General features: G+C 74.3%; 15 protein-coding genes. 7 read left to right on the plus strand and 8 right to left on the minus strand.

The window, feature by feature from the left end:
• Positions 1–88: 88 nt before the first annotated feature.
• Entirely contained in the window at positions 89–748 is a 660-nt protein-coding gene (locus J5Y04_RS01755; RefSeq protein WP_209409420.1) for a response regulator transcription factor, read from the minus strand.
• Complete coding sequence (locus J5Y04_RS41260; protein WP_209409422.1) at positions 745–2358, minus strand: sensor histidine kinase; 1614 nt, start codon at positions 2356–2358, stop codon at positions 745–747. Before J5Y04_RS41260 ends, J5Y04_RS01755 begins: the two co-directional genes overlap by 4 nt.
• 153 nt (positions 2359–2511) lie before the next feature.
• Here J5Y04_RS41260 and J5Y04_RS01765 point away from each other — a divergent pair, with 153 nt between their 5' ends.
• The 5 genes from J5Y04_RS01765 (at position 2512) to J5Y04_RS01785 (ending at position 6265) form a co-directional block, all read left to right on the plus strand.
• Complete coding sequence (locus tag J5Y04_RS01765; RefSeq protein ID WP_209409424.1) at positions 2512–3405, plus strand: class I SAM-dependent methyltransferase; 894 nt, start codon at positions 2512–2514, stop codon at positions 3403–3405.
• A 48-nt stretch (positions 3406–3453) separates the two neighbouring features.
• On the plus strand, positions 3454–3756 hold the full coding sequence (locus tag J5Y04_RS01770) for a GNAT family N-acetyltransferase (protein ID WP_209409427.1): 303 nt from the start codon (positions 3454–3456) through the stop codon (positions 3754–3756).
• Positions 3756–4337, plus strand: a complete 582-nt coding sequence (locus J5Y04_RS01775) for a (4Fe-4S)-binding protein (RefSeq protein WP_209409429.1) — start codon at positions 3756–3758, stop codon at positions 4335–4337. Before J5Y04_RS01770 ends, J5Y04_RS01775 begins: the two co-directional genes overlap by 1 nt.
• 138 nt (positions 4338–4475) lie before the next feature.
• Positions 4476–5471 (plus strand): aldo/keto reductase, encoded by a 996-nt coding sequence (locus tag J5Y04_RS01780; RefSeq protein WP_307852897.1) that lies wholly within the window; start codon positions 4476–4478, stop codon positions 5469–5471.
• A 188-nt stretch (positions 5472–5659) separates the two neighbouring features.
• Positions 5660–6265 (plus strand): TetR family transcriptional regulator, encoded by a 606-nt coding sequence (locus J5Y04_RS01785; RefSeq protein WP_209409430.1) that lies wholly within the window; start codon positions 5660–5662, stop codon positions 6263–6265.
• Positions 6266–6380: 115 nt separating this feature from the next.
• Here J5Y04_RS01785 and J5Y04_RS01790 read toward each other — a convergent pair whose 3' ends face one another.
• Entirely contained in the window at positions 6381–7280 is a 900-nt protein-coding gene (locus tag J5Y04_RS01790) for a phosphotransferase (protein WP_209409432.1), read from the minus strand.
• A gap of 291 nt (positions 7281–7571) precedes the next feature.
• Here J5Y04_RS01790 and J5Y04_RS01795 point away from each other — a divergent pair, with 291 nt between their 5' ends.
• Complete coding sequence (locus tag J5Y04_RS01795) at positions 7572–8477, plus strand: ADP-ribosylglycohydrolase family protein (RefSeq protein WP_209409435.1); 906 nt, start codon at positions 7572–7574, stop codon at positions 8475–8477.
• Between the two features lie 77 nt (positions 8478–8554).
• On the opposite strand, the gene J5Y04_RS01800 is transcribed toward J5Y04_RS01795, so the two are convergent.
• Positions 8555–8821 carry a GlsB/YeaQ/YmgE family stress response membrane protein gene (locus tag J5Y04_RS01800; RefSeq protein ID WP_148641861.1) on the minus strand — a complete coding sequence of 89 codons (267 nt, stop codon included), beginning with the start codon at positions 8819–8821 and terminating at the stop codon, positions 8555–8557.
• Positions 8822–8959: 138 nt separating this feature from the next.
• On the opposite strand from J5Y04_RS01800, the gene J5Y04_RS01805 reads away from it, so the two are divergent.
• On the plus strand, positions 8960–10198 hold the full coding sequence (locus J5Y04_RS01805) for a glycosyltransferase (RefSeq protein WP_209409438.1): 1239 nt from the start codon (positions 8960–8962) through the stop codon (positions 10196–10198).
• 73 nt (positions 10199–10271) lie between these two features.
• Here the strand turns inward: J5Y04_RS01805 and J5Y04_RS01810 are convergent, their stop codons facing one another.
• From J5Y04_RS01810 to J5Y04_RS01825, 4 genes are all read right to left on the minus strand, one after another.
• Positions 10272–11795 (minus strand): NCS1 family nucleobase:cation symporter-1, encoded by a 1524-nt coding sequence (locus tag J5Y04_RS01810; RefSeq protein ID WP_209410024.1) that lies wholly within the window; start codon positions 11793–11795, stop codon positions 10272–10274.
• Between the two features lie 29 nt (positions 11796–11824).
• Entirely contained in the window at positions 11825–12880 is a 1056-nt protein-coding gene (locus J5Y04_RS01815) for a TIGR03842 family LLM class F420-dependent oxidoreductase (RefSeq protein WP_209409441.1), read from the minus strand.
• A gap of 204 nt (positions 12881–13084) precedes the next feature.
• Positions 13085–14497 carry a dihydropyrimidinase gene (gene hydA / locus J5Y04_RS01820; protein ID WP_209409444.1) on the minus strand — a complete coding sequence of 471 codons (1413 nt, stop codon included), beginning with the start codon at positions 14495–14497 and terminating at the stop codon, positions 13085–13087.
• A 14-nt stretch (positions 14498–14511) separates the two neighbouring features.
• A complete protein-coding gene (locus J5Y04_RS01825; RefSeq protein ID WP_148641865.1) occupies positions 14512–15354 on the minus strand; it encodes a nitrilase-related carbon-nitrogen hydrolase in 843 nt (280 codons plus the stop codon).
• Positions 15355–15360: the final 6 nt, after the last annotated feature.

Here is a 15360-nt window from a genome sequence, read left to right on the forward strand (position 1 = left end):
CGCTGCCCATCGGTCGATGCTGTCCGTTCCTGCCGTCCGCCCCCTGCTGTCAGTCGCCGTCGTCAGTCACCTCCGTCAGCCCCCGTCGTCAGCCCCCGTCGTCGACGACTCCGGCGTCGCGGGCGAGCAGTGCGGCCTGGACGCGGTTGCCGACCCCGAGTGCGGTGAGGATTCGGCTGACATGGGCCTTGACGGTGCTCTCGCGCATCCCGAGCATGCCGGCGATCTCGGCGTTGGAGAGCCCGCGCGCGAGTTCGCGGAGTACGTCCGTCTCGCGCGGGGTGAGCCCGGCTGCGCGGGTGCGGGCAGCGACCGAACGCGGTGCGCCGCTGCGGTGGTAGCGGTCGATGAGGCGACGGGCGGCCGACGGGTGCAGCATCCCCTGGCCGTCCGCCACGATGTGGACGGCACGGGCGATCTCGGCGGGCGGGGTGTCCTTGAGCAGGAAGCCGTCGGCGCCGGCGGCGAGCGCCTGGTAGACGTACTCGTCCAGGTCGAAGGTGGTCAGCGCGATCACGCGCGGGGCGTCGGGCAGCTCGCGCAGGCGGCGGGTGGCGGCGATGCCGTCGAGCCGGGGCATCCGGATGTCCATCAGGGCGACGTCGATGCGTTGGCGGCGGGCGAGCTCCACGGCCTGCAGTCCGTCGGCGGCTTCGGCGACCACGGTGAGGGCCGGGTCCTGGCTGAGCAGGTCGACGAGGCCGAGGCGGACCAGCGCGTCGTCGTCGACCACCATGGTGCGGATCATGCGCCGTCTCCAGGTCGGGCCGGCCGGGGCTCGGGGGGTGGGGCGGGCGGATGCCCGGGCGAGGGGAGGCGGGCAGCGAGGCGGAAGCCGCCGTGCCCGTCGACGCCGGCGTCGAGGTGGCCGCCGAGCGCGCCGACCCGTTCGGCGAGCCCGACCAGCCCGTACCCGCCGCCGGTACTGGCCCCGGACGGCGCCGGACGGCCGGGGCCGTTGAGCACCTCGACGGTGGTCGCCGGGGCGCCGTAGCGGACGCAGACCGAAACGGGTGCGGTGTGCGCGTACTTACGGGCGTTGGTGAGCGCCTCCTGGACCAGCCGGTGAACGGCCAGCCGGTGGGTGGTCGGGACGGTCTCCGGGTCACCGGCGAGGGTGAGCGCGACCTTCTGCCCGGCCGCGGCGGCCTCACCGACGAGTTCGGTGAGATCCCGCAGGGCGGGCGCCGCCACGGGAACGGGGGGATGGACGGAGTCGGGCCGGGACGGTGTGGTCCCGGACGGGCGGTGTGCTGCCGGGGTCGCCGCGACGTGCCGCGGACCGGACACCAGCGACCCCAGACGGTCGGGTGGCCGCGGCGGGTCGGGTGGCGGAGGCCCCGCGGGTAAAGGCGGCCCCGCCGGGAGGCGCGGCTCGTCCGGGAACCGGGGCGCGTCCGGGAACCGGGGCGCGTCCGGGAATCGGGGCTCGTCCGGGAGGCGCGGCTCGGACCGGAGGGCGCCGAGGACGTCGCGCAGGTCGTCGAGGGAGCGGGCGGCCGTCGAGCGGAGGAGCTCCAACCGGTGGGCGAGCCGGGCGGGGTCGTCGGCGACGGTGCCCGCCTCGGCCTGGTCGCGCAGCACGCCGGCGTGCAGGACGAGCAGGCTGAGGCGGTGGGCCAGGACGTCGTGCATCTCCCTGGCGATCCTGGCGCGTTCGGCGGAGCGGGCCTGCTCGGCGCGGAGTTCGCGCTCGCGGTGCAGCGCGTCGACCTGGGCGTGCAGGGTGTGGATCAGGACACGGCGGCCGTGCAGCCAGAGGCCGAGCGAGAGGACGGCGGCTTCGACGAGCAGTTGTGAACCGGCGGTTCCGGCCCAGCCGAGGAGTGAGTCGGCGCGGACCGCGCTGAGCACGGCGATGGTGGCCCCGCCCGTCATGGCGGCGCCGACCCGGCCGGTGGAGGCGAGGTGGTAGACGCTGAACAGGCCCGGGAACGCCCGGTTGAGCAGCCCTGCGGTGAGGACGGGCAGGACGGCGGCGGCGACCGGGTAGCGGCGGGCGAGGACGAGGGAGAGGGAGGAGAGGACGGCTGCCGCCATGCGCAGCGGTCGGAGGGAGGAGTCGACTGCGGCCCACTGGGCGTACGCCTCCTCGGCCGCGAGGAGGAGGACGGTGAGCAGGAGCAGGCTCTCCGCCCAGCGGCGGCGGCCGGGCGGGTACCAGCCGAGCAGGGCGGTGGCGGGCGGAGTCGGGTCGGGGTACGGAAGGTGGCCCGGGTGGCCCGGGAACGGCAGGCGGTCCACGCCCTGCACGTGGCCGGGGTGGTCGGGGTGGTCGGGGTGGGCACGGCCCTGTAGCTGGTCCGGTTGCTGCGGGTGGTCGGGGTGGCCGGGGTGCAGCGGGTGGCCTGTGGTCACGCGGTCTCCTCCCGTCGGCCTGGGCCGATGCTATGGGCCGCCCCTGCCCCTGGTCCCCCGTCCAAAGACCAGTGCCACCCTCAACTTTCGTCGGGGGTCGGCGCCGCACGCCGGCCGATTCGGGTGGGTGCGGGCGTCCCTAGCTTCGGTGTCATGACGACAGATCAGCTCGGTCCACGCCCCCACTCCCGTGCCCGGCCGTCGTACGGCCGACCCGACCGCCCTGCCGGTGACCGGTTGCTGTTCCTCGGCGAGGCGCTGCGCACGCTTCAGAGTACGGGCGCGCTCGCACCGAGCGGGCCCGAGTTGGTGAACGCCCTGGTGGTCCCGGTGACCAGCCGTCCGGACCGTCCGCTGTCGGTGCTGGAGGTCGGCGCCGGGACGGGGGTGGTGACCCGGCGCCTGGCCCAAGTGCTGCGCCCGGGCGACCGGTTGCACGTGGTCGAGGCGAATCCGCGGTTCGCGGAGCGACTGCGCGAGGATGCGGAGCTGGCCCGGCGAGGGCCGCAGATCGGGCTGCGGCTGTCGGCCTGCCGGGTGGAGGAGCTGCCGGAGTGCGGGCCGGCGGCGGCGCGGGGCAGGAAAGGGGGCACCGGCACCTACGACGGCGACGGCACCAGCACCAGCACCGGCACGCGCACCAGCGGCACGGGCGAGCGGTACGACGTGATCGTCTCCGGTCTGCCGTTCACCAACCTCGACCCGGCTCAGGTGCAGCACATCCTGGACCTCTACCTGCGGTTGCTGGTGCCGGGCGGCGAGCTCACCTACTTCGGGTACCTGGGCACGACGGCGGCGCGGACGCTGGTCTCGGGACCGCGGCGCGGGGCGCGGCACCGCGCGGTGGTACGGCTGCTGCGGCGGTTCGAGGCGGCGTACGGGCTGGGGAACCGGACGGTGTGGCGCAACCTGCCGCCGGCCCGGGCCCAGCTGCTGCGCGCTCCGGGCTGCGGCCGGGCGCCGCAGCCGACCGCCGGTGCGCCCGCCGGTCCGTCCGCGGGGGCGCCGGCCCGGTCGACGGGCGGGGCGGCGAGCGGCGCTCGATGATGGACCGGGGCCGGCCCCGGCTCCGCGTCCGGCAGCGAGGAGCCTCCGATGACCGTCACGGTACGCGACGTCGAAGCCAACAGCCGCTTCGAGGCCTGGGCGGGCGACACCCTGGCCGGGTTCGCCGAGTACATGCGCAGCGACCACCTGGTGGCGTACCCGCACACGCTGGTGGAGCGGGCCTTCGAGGGGCAGGGGGTGGGCGGCGCACTGGCCCGGGCCGCCCTCGACGACGCCCGCAGGCGCGGGCTGCCGGTACTGGCGACGTGCCCGTTCATCAAGGCCTGGATGCTGCGCCACCCCGAGTACGCGGATCTCGCGTACGAGAACCACAGCCGGGTCTCCGACTGATGGGCGGCGAGGAGACCGGCAGGGAGGTCGGCCAGGGCACGGGCGAGACGACCGACCGGGGCACGGACGAGACCACCGGGCAGGAGACGGACCGGGCGGCCGGGCAGGAGACGGGCGGGCGCCGCCGGCCGGGCGCGAAGGCGTACGAGGCCGCGGGGATCGCCGTCTCCTTCGACCCGCAGGTGTGCCGGCACGCGGCCGAGTGCGTCCGGGGGCTGCCGTCGGTCTTCGACACGGCGCGGCGGCCGTGGATCACGCCGGACGCGGCGGAGCCGGGAGTGGTCGCGGAGGTGGTGCGGCGCTGCCCGACGGGTGCGCTCCGCTACCGGCTGGCGGACGGGGGGACGGAGGTGCCGGAGCGGCCTACGTCAGTGCGGCGGACGCCGGACGGGCGGCTGCTGCTGCGTGGGGAGCTGCGGGTGACGGACTCCGGGGGTGCGGTCCGGGAGACGCCGAGGGCGATGCTGTGCGGCTGCGGGCGCAGCGCCGGGCAGCCGTACTGCGACCGGAGCGGGGCGTGCGGCGGCGCGCAGGACGGTGTGGCACGGGACAGCCGTCCGCCGGCGGCGGCTGACAGGTAACAGAAGACAGATAACAGATGACCACTGACATATTTTGAATTCTGTCAGCACTGGTGCCATAGTGGAACGCGGCCGCCCACCACCTCCGGCCACCCACCCCTCCCCCGTCAGGAGCAACCCGTGTCCACCTCCCCCCGGATCCGCCGGCGCGCGCTCGGCTCCACCGGCCTCACCACTTCCGTCCTCGGCCTCGGCTGCATGGGCATGTCGGACCTCTACGGCCCGGCCGACGAGGCGGAGAGCGTCGCCACCATCCACGCCGCGCTCGACGCAGGCGTCACCCTGCTCGACACCGGCGACTTCTACGGCATGGGCCACAACGAGTTGCTGATCCACGACGCGCTGCGCGGCCGCGACCGCGACAGTGTCCGGATCAGCGTGAAGTTCGGCGCCCAGCGCGGGCCCGACGGCCAGTGGCTCGGCTACGACGCCCGGCCGGCCGCCACCAAGACCGCCCTCGCCTACACCCTGCGCCGCCTGCGCACCGACTACATCGACGTCTACCGCCCGGCCCGCCTCGACCCGAACGTCCCGGTCGAGGAGACCGTCGGCGCGATCGCCGACCTGGTCGAGGCCGGCTACGTCCGCCACATCGGCCTCTCCGAGGTCGGCGCCGACACGCTGCGCCGCGCCGCCTCCGTCCACCCGATCAGCGACCTCCAGATCGAGTACTCGCTCCTCTCGCGTTCGGTCGAGGACGAGATCCTCCCCACCGCACGCGAGCTGGGCATCGGCGTCACGGCGTACGGGGTACTGTCGCGCGGCCTGCTCAGCGGCCACTGGAACAACGACCGTGCTCTCTCCGGCGCGGACTTCCGTGGCCACAGCCCCCGCTTCCAGGGCGAGAACCTCGCCCACAACCTCAACCTCGTCGAGGCGCTGCGCGCGGTCGCCGCCGAGCGGGGCGCCAGTGTCGCCCAGGTCGCGATCGCGTGGGTCGCCTCGCGCGGCGAGGACATCGTGCCGCTGGTCGGCGCCCGCCGCCGCGACCGGCTCGCCGAGGCCCTCGGCGCCCTGGAGGTCACGCTCACCGGGTCGGACCTCGCCGCCATCGAGGCCGCCGTCCCGGCCGGGTCCGCCGCCGGGGACAGGTACGCTGCCGCTCAGATGGCCCACCTCGACAGCGAGCGCTGACCGCGGCACCCGCCCCGGCCGCCGGTCCGCCGCCGGGGCCGGGCGGTCACCGCACCACAGGCGCACCGGACCGGCCCGTACCACCCCCGCACCACCGCACATCCACACCGCACCGCACCACCGGGCCGGCCGCGCCACCCCGTCAGCCGCACACCGCCAACCGCATCACCGTTAGGACGTACCTCCCCGTGACCACGGACAGCGCACTCACCCCCGAGCAGATCCTGAGCGCGACGGAGGACGTCCTCAGGCGGTTCGGACCGGCCAAGGCGACGGTCGTGGACGTCGCCCGGACCCTCGGTGTCAGCCACAGCAGCGTCTACCGGTTCTTCCCGAGCAAGGCGGCGCTGCGCGAGGCCGTCACCCAGCGCTGGCTCGACCAGGCCCACCACGACCTGCAGTCCATCGCCGCCACGCCCGGGCCGGCCGTCGACCGGCTGCACCGCTGGCTGGAGACGCTGTTCGCCGCCAAGCGGAGTAAGGCGCTCGACGACCCGCAGCTGTTCGCGACGTACATGACGCTGGTCTCGGAGAACAGCAGCACCGTCGAGAAGCACATCGACACCCTGATCGGGCAGATCGGCCGGATCGTCCAGGACGGCGTCGGGTCCGGGGAGTTCAGGCCCGCCGAGACGGCTTCGACGGCCCGCGCCGTCTTCGAGGCGACCGCCCACTTCCACGACCCGGCCTACGCCCCCGAGTGGGCCGACCCGAACGCCGGGGAGCGCTTCGAAGCCCTCTGGACGCTCATCCTCGGCGGTCTCCGCGCCCACGAGGACCCGTCCGGCAGGTGATCACCCGGAGGGTTCGCGCAACCCGGCGGCCGGCGACACAGGCACGCACCCCGGGTAGCAGCCCGGCGGCCGGCGACGCGGGCACGCACCCCGGGGAACGGTCCGGGCCCGGCGCTCAGAGTCCGGCGAGCGCGGACAGGCGGACCGCCTCGTCCTCGGACAGCGACCGGATCGGCTCGCCGGTCACGACCTGCCGCTTGGACTTCCACCCCCGCAGCCAGAGGCCGGTCGCCCAGCTCACTTCGAGCTCGTCGCGTCCGAACCGCCGGCCGGCCACGTCCTGGTACGCCGAGAGGAACGCCGCCGACTCCTCCACGGAGGGGGCCACATAGGCCGCGGCGATGCCCACGACAACCGCCTCGGTGTCCACGATCGCGCTGTCCCAGTCGTACGCGACGTGGAGCTCCTCACCGCGCCAGCGGAAGTTGTTCCGGTGCCAGTCGCCGTGGCCGACGACCTTCGGCGCCTGCCAGCCGGCGATCCGTTCGTGCGCACCCTTCCCGGCCCGTTCGAGCCAGTCCGGGCCGGTCACCGAGTGGAAGGGACGGTCGACGTCCTCGGCGGTCGACCACACTCCGGGCCCGTCGTGGTCCCAGCGGTTCCAGGACGGCTTGGGTTCGAGGTCGACGCGCAGGGCCATCGGGGCGGCGATGCGCACCATCGCTTCGAGCGCCGACGCGTACGGCCGCGGATCGCGCCCCGAGGACGGGAGTTCGCCGCCTCCCCCGACCAGCGATTCGACGGTGGCGGTCCACCTCCCGAACGGGGTGGGCGGCAGCACCGGCTCGGGAGCCGGAAAGCCGGCGGTGTGCAGGAGGCTCTGGACGGCGAAGCAGCCTTCGAGGCGGGCGGCCGGCTCGCGGACCTTGACGACGACCTCCCGGCCGTCGGCGAGCAGGACGCCGGTCACGGCCCCGAGCCGACCGCTCCGGAAGCGCTCGGCCGCGATCCTCGATCCGAGGTGCCGCGAGCACCACTCGTCGAGCGTCCTGCCATCGACACGGGGGAAGTCCATGGTTCGGACCCTACTCATCGATTTCGAACCGTCACAAGATCAGTTATCGGACAGCGCCTGGCACCCGCCGGCGGAGTCACGCCAGGGCATCCCTTCCAGGCCCCGCCCGCCAGGGAGGCGCCACGCATGGCCGCGCGCCACGGGCCCGCGCCCCCCAGGCCCGGTCGGCGACGACTCCACCCACCGGCGAATCCGCCCACCAGCAAATCCACTCGCCGTTAAATCCACTCGCCGGTCGGCACCACGACCCGGCAGACTGGCGCGCACAGTTGATCTCACCTGGAGGATGACATGCGCGCCACCGTTCCCACCCTGGACAGCCTGCAGGGGCTCGCTCTCGGGGACGCCTTCGGCGACCGCTGGTTCTCCGTCTCCCCGGACGAGGCGCCCGCTGCCCTGGCGGCCCGGCTGCCCCGCCCGGCGCCCTGGCACTGGACCGACGACACCGCGATGGCGCTCGTCCTGGTCCGGCACCTGGTCCACAACGGCGAGGTGGTGCAGGACGCGCTGGCCCGGGAGTTCGCCGGGGAGTACGCCGCCGAGTACGGCCGCAAGTACGGGCCGTCGATGCACGGCGTGCTGCGCGACATCGGTGCCGGCGCCGACTGGCGGACCGTCACCGCGCAGCAGTTCGGCGGCCAGGGCTCGTACGGGAACGGCGCCGCGATGCGGGTCGCGCCGCTCGGCGCCTGGTTCTCCGACGACCTCGACACCGTCGCCCGGCAGGCCGAACTGCAGGCGCTCACCACGCACTTCCACCCGGAGGCGGTGACGGGCGCGGTCGCGGTCGCCCTCGCGGCGGCGCTCGCCGCCCGCAGCCGCGGCGGCCGCCCGCCGGGGCGGGCCGAGCTGCTGACCGAGGTGGCCGGCCGGCTGCCCGACAGCGATGTCCGCTCCGGGCTGCGGACCGCCGCCCGCCTGCCCGGGCACACCACCGTCCGGCACGCCGCGACCGTCCTCGGCTCGGGTTTCCAGATCTCCGCCCCGGACACCGTCCCGTTCGCACTCTGGTCCGCCGCGGGGCAGTTGGACTCTCTGCCCGAGGCGCTCTGGCAGACCCTGGAAGGCTGGGGCGACATGGACACCACCTGCGCGATCGCGGCCGGCGTGGTCGCCGCCCGGACCGGCCTCACCGGCGTGCCCGCCGCCTGGCCGGCCGCCCGCGAGGACCTGCCCGGCTGGGTCGCCGAGGTCTGACGCGGCCGGGATCCACCCGGCCGGGCCCGGCCCGGCGTCAACCTCTGACCGACGTCAGGGCGGCAGCCGGCGTCAGGTCAGCGGCGGGAGTTGCCGAAGAGGATCCGGTACAGCACCAGCAGCACCAGCGCCCCGCCGATCGCCGACACCCAGGTGGCCAGGTCGAAGAAGTGCGTGGCCACCGGCCGGTGCAGGAAGTGCGACGAGATCCAGCCGCCCACGAAGGAGCCGGCGATGCCGATCAGGGTGGTCACCACCAGGCCGCCCGGGTCCCGGCCCGGCAGCAGCAACTTGGCCAGGGCTCCGGCCACCAGGCCCAGCACGATCCACGCGACGATGCCCATACGTCCTCCCGCCCTCCTGCGACGGCGGCCCCGTCCGGACCGCCCTGCCGCGAAGGACGCGCCCGTGCGCCCCCGCGGTTCCGGTGCGCCGGGCGTGGCACCCGTCACCCTCGCGGCCCGCGCCGCGATACTGCGGCCATGCGCATCCTGATCGCCACCGCCGGCTCGCGGGGCGACGTCGCCCCCTTCACCGGGCTCGGCGCCCGGCTCCGCGCAGCCGGCCACGAGGTCGCCGTCGCCACCCACGACACCTTCGCCGGCCCTGTCCGCGCAGCCGGACTGGAGTTCCGCGCCCTGCCCGTCGACCCGCGTGCCGAACTGGCCTCCACCGCCGGCCAGCGTCTCCTCCGGGCCGGCGCCGGACCGCTCGCCGTCCTCCAACTCCTGCGCCTGGGGCGGTCCTTCATGCCGGCCCTCGGCGACGGCATCGCTGCGGCGACCGAGCAGGGCGCCGACCTCCTCCTGACCACCAGCACCACCTCCGCGCTCGGCCAGGTCGTCGCCGAGGCCGCCGGCATCCCCACCCTCGGCCTCTACCTCCAACCCCTCTCCCCCACGAGGGAGTTCGCTCCCGCCGTCACCGGCACCCGGTCACTGGGCCGCACCGGGAACCTGCTCGCCGGCCACGCCGTCCAGGCCGCCACCGACCGCCTCTTCGCCCCCGCGGTGCGCCGGCTCCGGCGCCGGCTGGGCCTGCCGGCGCGCGGCGTCGCGCGGTCCCGGCGTCACCACCCCGTTCTGCACGGCTTCTCCCCCGTCGTCGTCCCGCGCCCCGCCGACTGGCGCCCCGGTCTGGACGTGGCCGGCTACTGGTGGCCCCGTCCCGACCCCGGCTGGCAACCCCCGCCCGAACTGGCCGACTTCCTCGCCGCCGGCCCGCCGCCCGTCTTCGTCGGCTTCGGCAGCCTGGTCGTCCCCGACCCGGAGCGCGTCACCGCCACCGTCCTCGCCGCCGTACGGACGGCCCGCGTCCGCGCCGTCATCCAGTCCGGCTGGAGCGGCCTGGCAGCACCGGACGGCGACACCGTCCTCACCATCGGCGACGCCCCGCACGAATGGCTCTTCCCGCGAACGGCCGCCGTCGTCCACCACGCGGGCGCCGGGACCACCGCCGCCACCCTCCGCTCCGGCACGCCCGCCGTCCCCGTCCCCGCGCAGCTCGACGCGCCCTTCTGGGCCGCGCGCCTCACCCGCCTCGGCGTCTCCCCCGGGCCGGTCCCCCTCCCGGACCTCACGCCGGCCCGCCTGGCCGCGGCGATCCGGCAGGCCGTCGACGACCCCCGCCACCGCACCCGCGCCCGGGCGGTCGCGGCGGCCCTGCGCGGGGAGGACGGCACCGCCAAGGTCCTCGCCGCCGTCGACCGACTCACCGGCTGAGCCGCACCCCGCCGAACCAGGCCCGGGCGAGCACCGCCCCACCGAACCAGGCCCGGGCGGGTACCGTCCGGCGTCAGTCCCCCCGGCCGCGCCCCGTCGTCACGGTGAGCGCCGTGTAGAGGGCCAGGGACGAGGCGACGCCGACGGCCCAGCCGTAGTCGGCGAGGGGCTTGAGGAGCGGGACGAGGCCGTCCGCCGGGAACGGGCCGCCGTAGGAGCCGCCGACGGCGAGGAGGCCGCCGGCCAGCAGGGCGACGACGGCGCGCCAGTTCCAGCCGGCCGCGTACCAGTACGCGCCGTGCGGGCGGTAGAGGTCGGCGAGGTGGAGCCGGGTGCGGCGCAGCAGCCAGTAGTCGGCGATGAGGATGCCGGCGACGGTGCCGAGCAGGCCGCCGACGACGCCGAGCCAGGTGAAGATGTAGACGTGCGGGTCGGAGATCAGCTTCCAGGGGAAGATCGCGATCCCGACGACGCCCGTGACCAGCGCCCCGGTACGGAAGTCGACGAGACGGGGCAGCAGGTTGGCGAGGTCGTAGGCGGGTGAGACGACGTTGGCGGCGATGTTGACCGACAGGGTCGCGACGAGGACGGTCAGCAGCGCGAACAGGATGCCGGCCGGGTTCTCCATCTTGGCGGCGAGCGCGATCGGGTCCCAGACGGGTTCGCCGTAGACGGCCTGGGAGCCGGAGGTGACCAGGACGGAGAGCAGCGCGAAGAGGGTCATCGTCGTCGGCAGGCCGAGGGCCTGGCCGCGGATCTGGGCGCGCTGGCTGCCGCCGAAGCGGGTGAAGTCCGGGATGTTGAGGGAGAGGGTCGACCAGAACCCGATCATGCCCATGAGCGCGGGGAAGAAGACCTTCCAGAAGTCGCCGTCCCAGCCGAGCCTGGAGGGCTGGTCGAGCAGCGGGCCGAAGCCGCCGGCCTTGACGGTGATCCAGGCGAGCAGGGCGAGGGCGCCGACGATGACGAAGGGTGCGGCCCAGTTCTCGAACCGGCGCAGGGTCTCCATGCCGCGGGCGATGACGGCCATCTCGACCAGCCAGAACAGCAGGAAGGAGAGCCACTGCGTCCACGGGTAGCCGCCGAACTCGGCCGCGGTGCGCCAGGATTCGCCGAGGAGCTTGCCGGCGAGCAGGAAGATGCCCTCGCCGCCGATCCAGGTCTGGATGCCGAACCAGGCGCAGGCGACGGCGGCCCGCAGGAGGGCGGGCAGGTTGGCTCCGCGCAGGCCGAAGGAGGCGCGGGCGAAGACCGGGAACGGGATGCCGTACTTGGTGCCGGCGTGGCCGGTGAGCAGCATCGGCGCGAGCACGATGAGGTTGGCCAGGGCGATGGTGAGGACGGCCTGTTTCCAGTCCATGCCGAGCGCGACGAGACCGGAGGCGAGGGTCCAGGAGGGGACGTTGTGGGCCATGCCGACCCAGAGGGCGAGGAAGTTGTAGGTGGTCCAGGTCCGGCGGGCGACGGGGACGGGGCGCAGGTCGTCGTTGGTGTAGCCGTTGGCGGGCAGGGCCGGGGCGGCCGGGTCCAACTCGACCCGGCCGTCGGCGTGCCGGAGCTGCGGCCCCGGCCCGTCGGCCGGGGCGCCGTCCCCTATCTCGCCGTCCCCTATCTCGGCGGTCCCGGTCACGGGCGGTCGCCTTCGCGGTCGCTCCGGGGGTCGCCTTCGCGCAGCCGGGGGATGACGTCGGTTCCGTAGGCGTCGATGGTGACTTCGACGGCGTCGTGCATGGCGTAGACGGCGAACTGGTCGACGCCGAGGGTGCGGAGCCGGTGGAGGCGTTCGAGCTGGGCGGCGGGCGGGCCGATGAGGCAGAAGCGGTCGACGATCTCGTCGGGGACGAAGGCGGTGTCGGGGTTCCCCGCCCGGCCGTGGTGGCTGTAGTCGTAGCCCTGGCGGCCCTTGATGTAGTCGGTGAGGGCGTCGGGGACGAGGTCGGAGTGCTCTCCGTAGTGGGTGACGAGGTCGGCCACGTGGTTGCCGACCATGCCGCCGAACCAGCGGCACTGTTCGCGGGCGTGGGCGAGGGCCTGCGGGGAGTCGTCGGGGGTGACGTAGGCGGGGGCGGCGACGCAGATGGTGAGGCTGTCGGGGTCGCGGCCCGCCTCGGCCGCGGCCTTGCGGACGGCCTTGATCATGAACTCGGTGAGGTACGGGTCGGCGAGCTGGAGGATGAAGCCGTCGGCCTGACGGCCGGTCAGGGCCAGCGCCTTGGGTCCGTACGCGCCCATCCAGACGGGCAGCCGGGCGCCGTCGCCGACCCAGGGCAGGTGCATCTCGGTGCCGTCCACCTCGACGGTGCGGCCCTCGGCCAGCTCCTTGATGGCGTGCATGGCCTCGGAGAGCCGGGCGAGGGTGGCGGGGCGGCGCCCGGCGACGCGCATCGCGGAGTCGCCGCGGCCGATGCCGCAGACGGTGCGGTTGCCGTACATGTCGTTGAGGGTGGCGAAGAGGGAGGCGGTGACCTCCCAGGTGCGGGTGGAGGGGTTGGTGACCATCGGGCCGACGGTCAGCCCCGTCGTCTCGGCGAGGATCCGGCTGTAGACGACGAAGGGCTCCTGCCACAGGACGCAGGAGTCGAAGGTCCAGCCGTGGGTGAAGCCGGCCTGCTCGGCGCGGATCATCCGGTCGATGAGCAGGCGGGCGGGCGGGTCGGTCTGCAGGACGAGGCCGATGTCCATGAGGTCTCCAGGGGCGTCGGGGGCGGAGGGTCTGCCCGGGGGGTGCCGGTGAGGGCGGAGGGTCAGCCCGGGGGTTGCCGGGGTGTTCCGGTGGTGGCTAGGGGGTCTGCCCGGGAGTTGCCGGCCCGGGTCCGGGTCCGGGTCCGGGTCCGGGAACGCCGGACCCGGGGCCGGGCGGACCGGCCCCGAGCGGCGTGGCGGAGGTCAGACGAGGTACTGGCAGGTTTCGCGGCGCAGGAAGGTGCCGTGGCCGGCGCGGCCGAGCCACCGGCCGTCGTCGAGGACGACGGTGCCGCGGGAGAGCACCGTCCTGGCGCGGCCGGTGAGCCGGCGGCCCTCGTAGGCGGAGTAGTCGACGTTCATGTGGTGGGTGGCGGCGGAGACGGTCTGCACGGCCGTGGGGTCGTAGACGACCAGGTCGGCGTCGGCGCCGGGGGCGATGGTGCCCTTGCGCGGGTGGAGGCCGAACATCCGGGCCGGGGTGGTGCAGGCGATCTCGATCCAGCGGCGGCGGGTGAGGTGCCCGTCGACGACGGCCTGGTGGAGGAGGTCCATGCGGTTCTCCACGCCGGGCAGGCCGTTGGGGATCCTGGAGAAGTCGCCGCGGCCGAGCTCCTTCTGGCCCACGTAGCAGAACGGGCAGTGGTCGGTGGAGACCACCTGGAGGTCGTTGGTGCGCAGGCCGCGCCAGAGCGCCTCCTGGTGCTCGCGGGGGCGCAGCGGGGTGCTGCACACGTACTTGGCGCCCTCGAAGCCGTCGGCGCCCTCCTCGGCGAGGTTGTCGGTGGAGAGGAAGAGGTACTGGGGGCAGGTCTCGCCGAAGACGTTGAGGCCGTCGTCGCGGGCGCGGGCGAGTTCGGCGAGCGCCGAGGCGGCGGAGACGTGGACGACGTAGAGGGGGCTTCCGGCGACCTGGGCGAGCTTGATGGCGCGGTGCGTGGCCTCGGCTTCCAGGAGTTCGCGGCGGACCTCTCCGTGGTACCGGGGGGCGGTCCGGCCGGCGGCGAGGGCCTGTTCGACCAGGACGTCGATGGCGATGCCGTTCTCCGCGTGCATCATGGTCAGCCCGCCGTTGGCGGCGCCGCGCTGCATGGCGCGCAGGATGCGGCCGTCGTCGCTGTAGAAGACGCCGGGGTAGGCCATGAAGAGCTTGAAGGAGGTGGACTCGCCGGAGTCGACGAGGGCGTCCATCTCCTTGAGGACGCCGTCGTTGACGTCGGAGACGATGGTGTGGAACGCGTAGTCGACGGCGCAGTTGCCGTCGGCCTTGGCGTGCCAGGCGTCGAGGCCTTCGCGCAGGGAGCCGCCGACGGGCTGGACGGCGAAGTCGACGATGGTGGTGGTGCCGCCCCAGGCCGCGGCGCGGGTTCCGGTCTCGAAGGTGTCGGAGGCGGCGGTGCCGCCGAAGGGCAGCTCCATGTGGGTGTGGGCGTCGACGCCGCCGGGGATGACGTAGTGGCCGGTGGCGTCGATGACGGTGTCGGCGGTCCAGGCCCTGGCGGCGTCGCTGTCGGTGGCGGCGAGGGCGACGATGCGTTCGCCCTCGACGAGGACGTCGGCGTGGAGTTCGTCGGCGGCGGTGATGACGAGGCCGCCGCGGATCACAGTACGGCTCACGGTGTTCGCCCTCCTCAGGCCTCGGTCAGGGGTCCGTAGGCCTCGGGGCGGCGGTCGCGGTAGAACGCCCACTGTTGGCGGACCTCTTCGATGAGGCCGAGGTCGAGGTCGCGGACGACGAGCTCCTCCTCCTTGTCGGAGGCGACGTCGCCGACGAACTGGCCGCGCGGGTCGACGAAGTAGGAGGTGCCGTAGAAGTCGTTGTCGCCGTACTCCTCGGTGCCGACGCGGTTGATGGCGGCGACGAAGTACTCGTTGGCGACGGCGGCGGCGGGCTGTTCGAGCTGCCAGAGGTAGGCGGAGAGGCCGCGGCTGGTGGCGGAGGGGTTGTAAACGATCTGGGCGCCGGCCAGGCCGAGGGCGCGCCAGCCCTCGGGGAAGTGGCGGTCGTAGCAGATGTAGACGCCGACCTTGCCGACGGCGGTGTCGAAGACGGGCCAGCCGAGGTTGCCGGGCTTGAAGTAGTACTTCTCCCAGAAGCCCTTGACCTGGGGGATGTGGTGCTTGCGGTACTTGCCGAGGTAGCGGCCGTCGGCGTCGATCACGGCGGCGGTGTTGTAGTAGACGCCGGGCTGGTCCTCCTCGTAGACGGGAACGACCACCACCAGGCCGAGTTCCCGGGCGAGGTCCTGCATCCGGCGGACGGTGGGGCCGTCGGGGACGGCCTCGGCCCAGCGGTAGTGCTCGGGCTCCTGGACCTGACAGAAGTAGGGGGCGTTGAAGACCTCCTGGAACCCGATGATCCCGGCTCCCTGGGCGGCGGCCTCGCGGGCGTACCGCTCGTGGAGGGCGATCATCGTCTCCTGGTCTCCGGTCCACCGGGTCTGGACGAGGGCGGCGCGGACGATCTGCGACATGGGTAC

This window comes from Kitasatospora sp. RG8, from assembly GCF_017813315.1.
Lineage (GTDB): Bacteria > Actinomycetota > Actinomycetes > Streptomycetales > Streptomycetaceae > Kitasatospora.

Bases quoted from the DNA above. Each gene is read 5' to 3' on its own strand.
- J5Y04_RS01755 (WP_209409420.1), bottom strand. From the start codon at position 748: ATGATCCGCACCATGGTGGTCGACGACGACGCGCTGGTCCGCCTCGGC.
- J5Y04_RS01765 (WP_209409424.1), top strand. From the start codon at position 2,512: ATGACGACAGATCAGCTCGGTCCACGCCCCCACTCCCGTGCCCGGCCG.
- J5Y04_RS01770 (WP_209409427.1), top strand. From the start codon at position 3,454: ATGACCGTCACGGTACGCGACGTCGAAGCCAACAGCCGCTTCGAGGCC.
- J5Y04_RS01775 (WP_209409429.1), top strand. From the start codon at position 3,756: ATGGGCGGCGAGGAGACCGGCAGGGAGGTCGGCCAGGGCACGGGCGAG.
- J5Y04_RS01790 (WP_209409432.1), bottom strand. From the start codon at position 7,280: ATGGACTTCCCCCGTGTCGATGGCAGGACGCTCGACGAGTGGTGCTCG.
- J5Y04_RS01795 (WP_209409435.1), top strand. From the start codon at position 7,572: ATGCGCGCCACCGTTCCCACCCTGGACAGCCTGCAGGGGCTCGCTCTC.
- J5Y04_RS01800 (WP_148641861.1), bottom strand. From the start codon at position 8,821: ATGGGCATCGTCGCGTGGATCGTGCTGGGCCTGGTGGCCGGAGCCCTG.
- J5Y04_RS01805 (WP_209409438.1), top strand. From the start codon at position 8,960: ATGCGCATCCTGATCGCCACCGCCGGCTCGCGGGGCGACGTCGCCCCC.
- J5Y04_RS01815 (WP_209409441.1), bottom strand. From the start codon at position 12,880: ATGGACATCGGCCTCGTCCTGCAGACCGACCCGCCCGCCCGCCTGCTC.
- J5Y04_RS01825 (WP_148641865.1), bottom strand. From the start codon at position 15,354: ATGTCGCAGATCGTCCGCGCCGCCCTCGTCCAGACCCGGTGGACCGGA.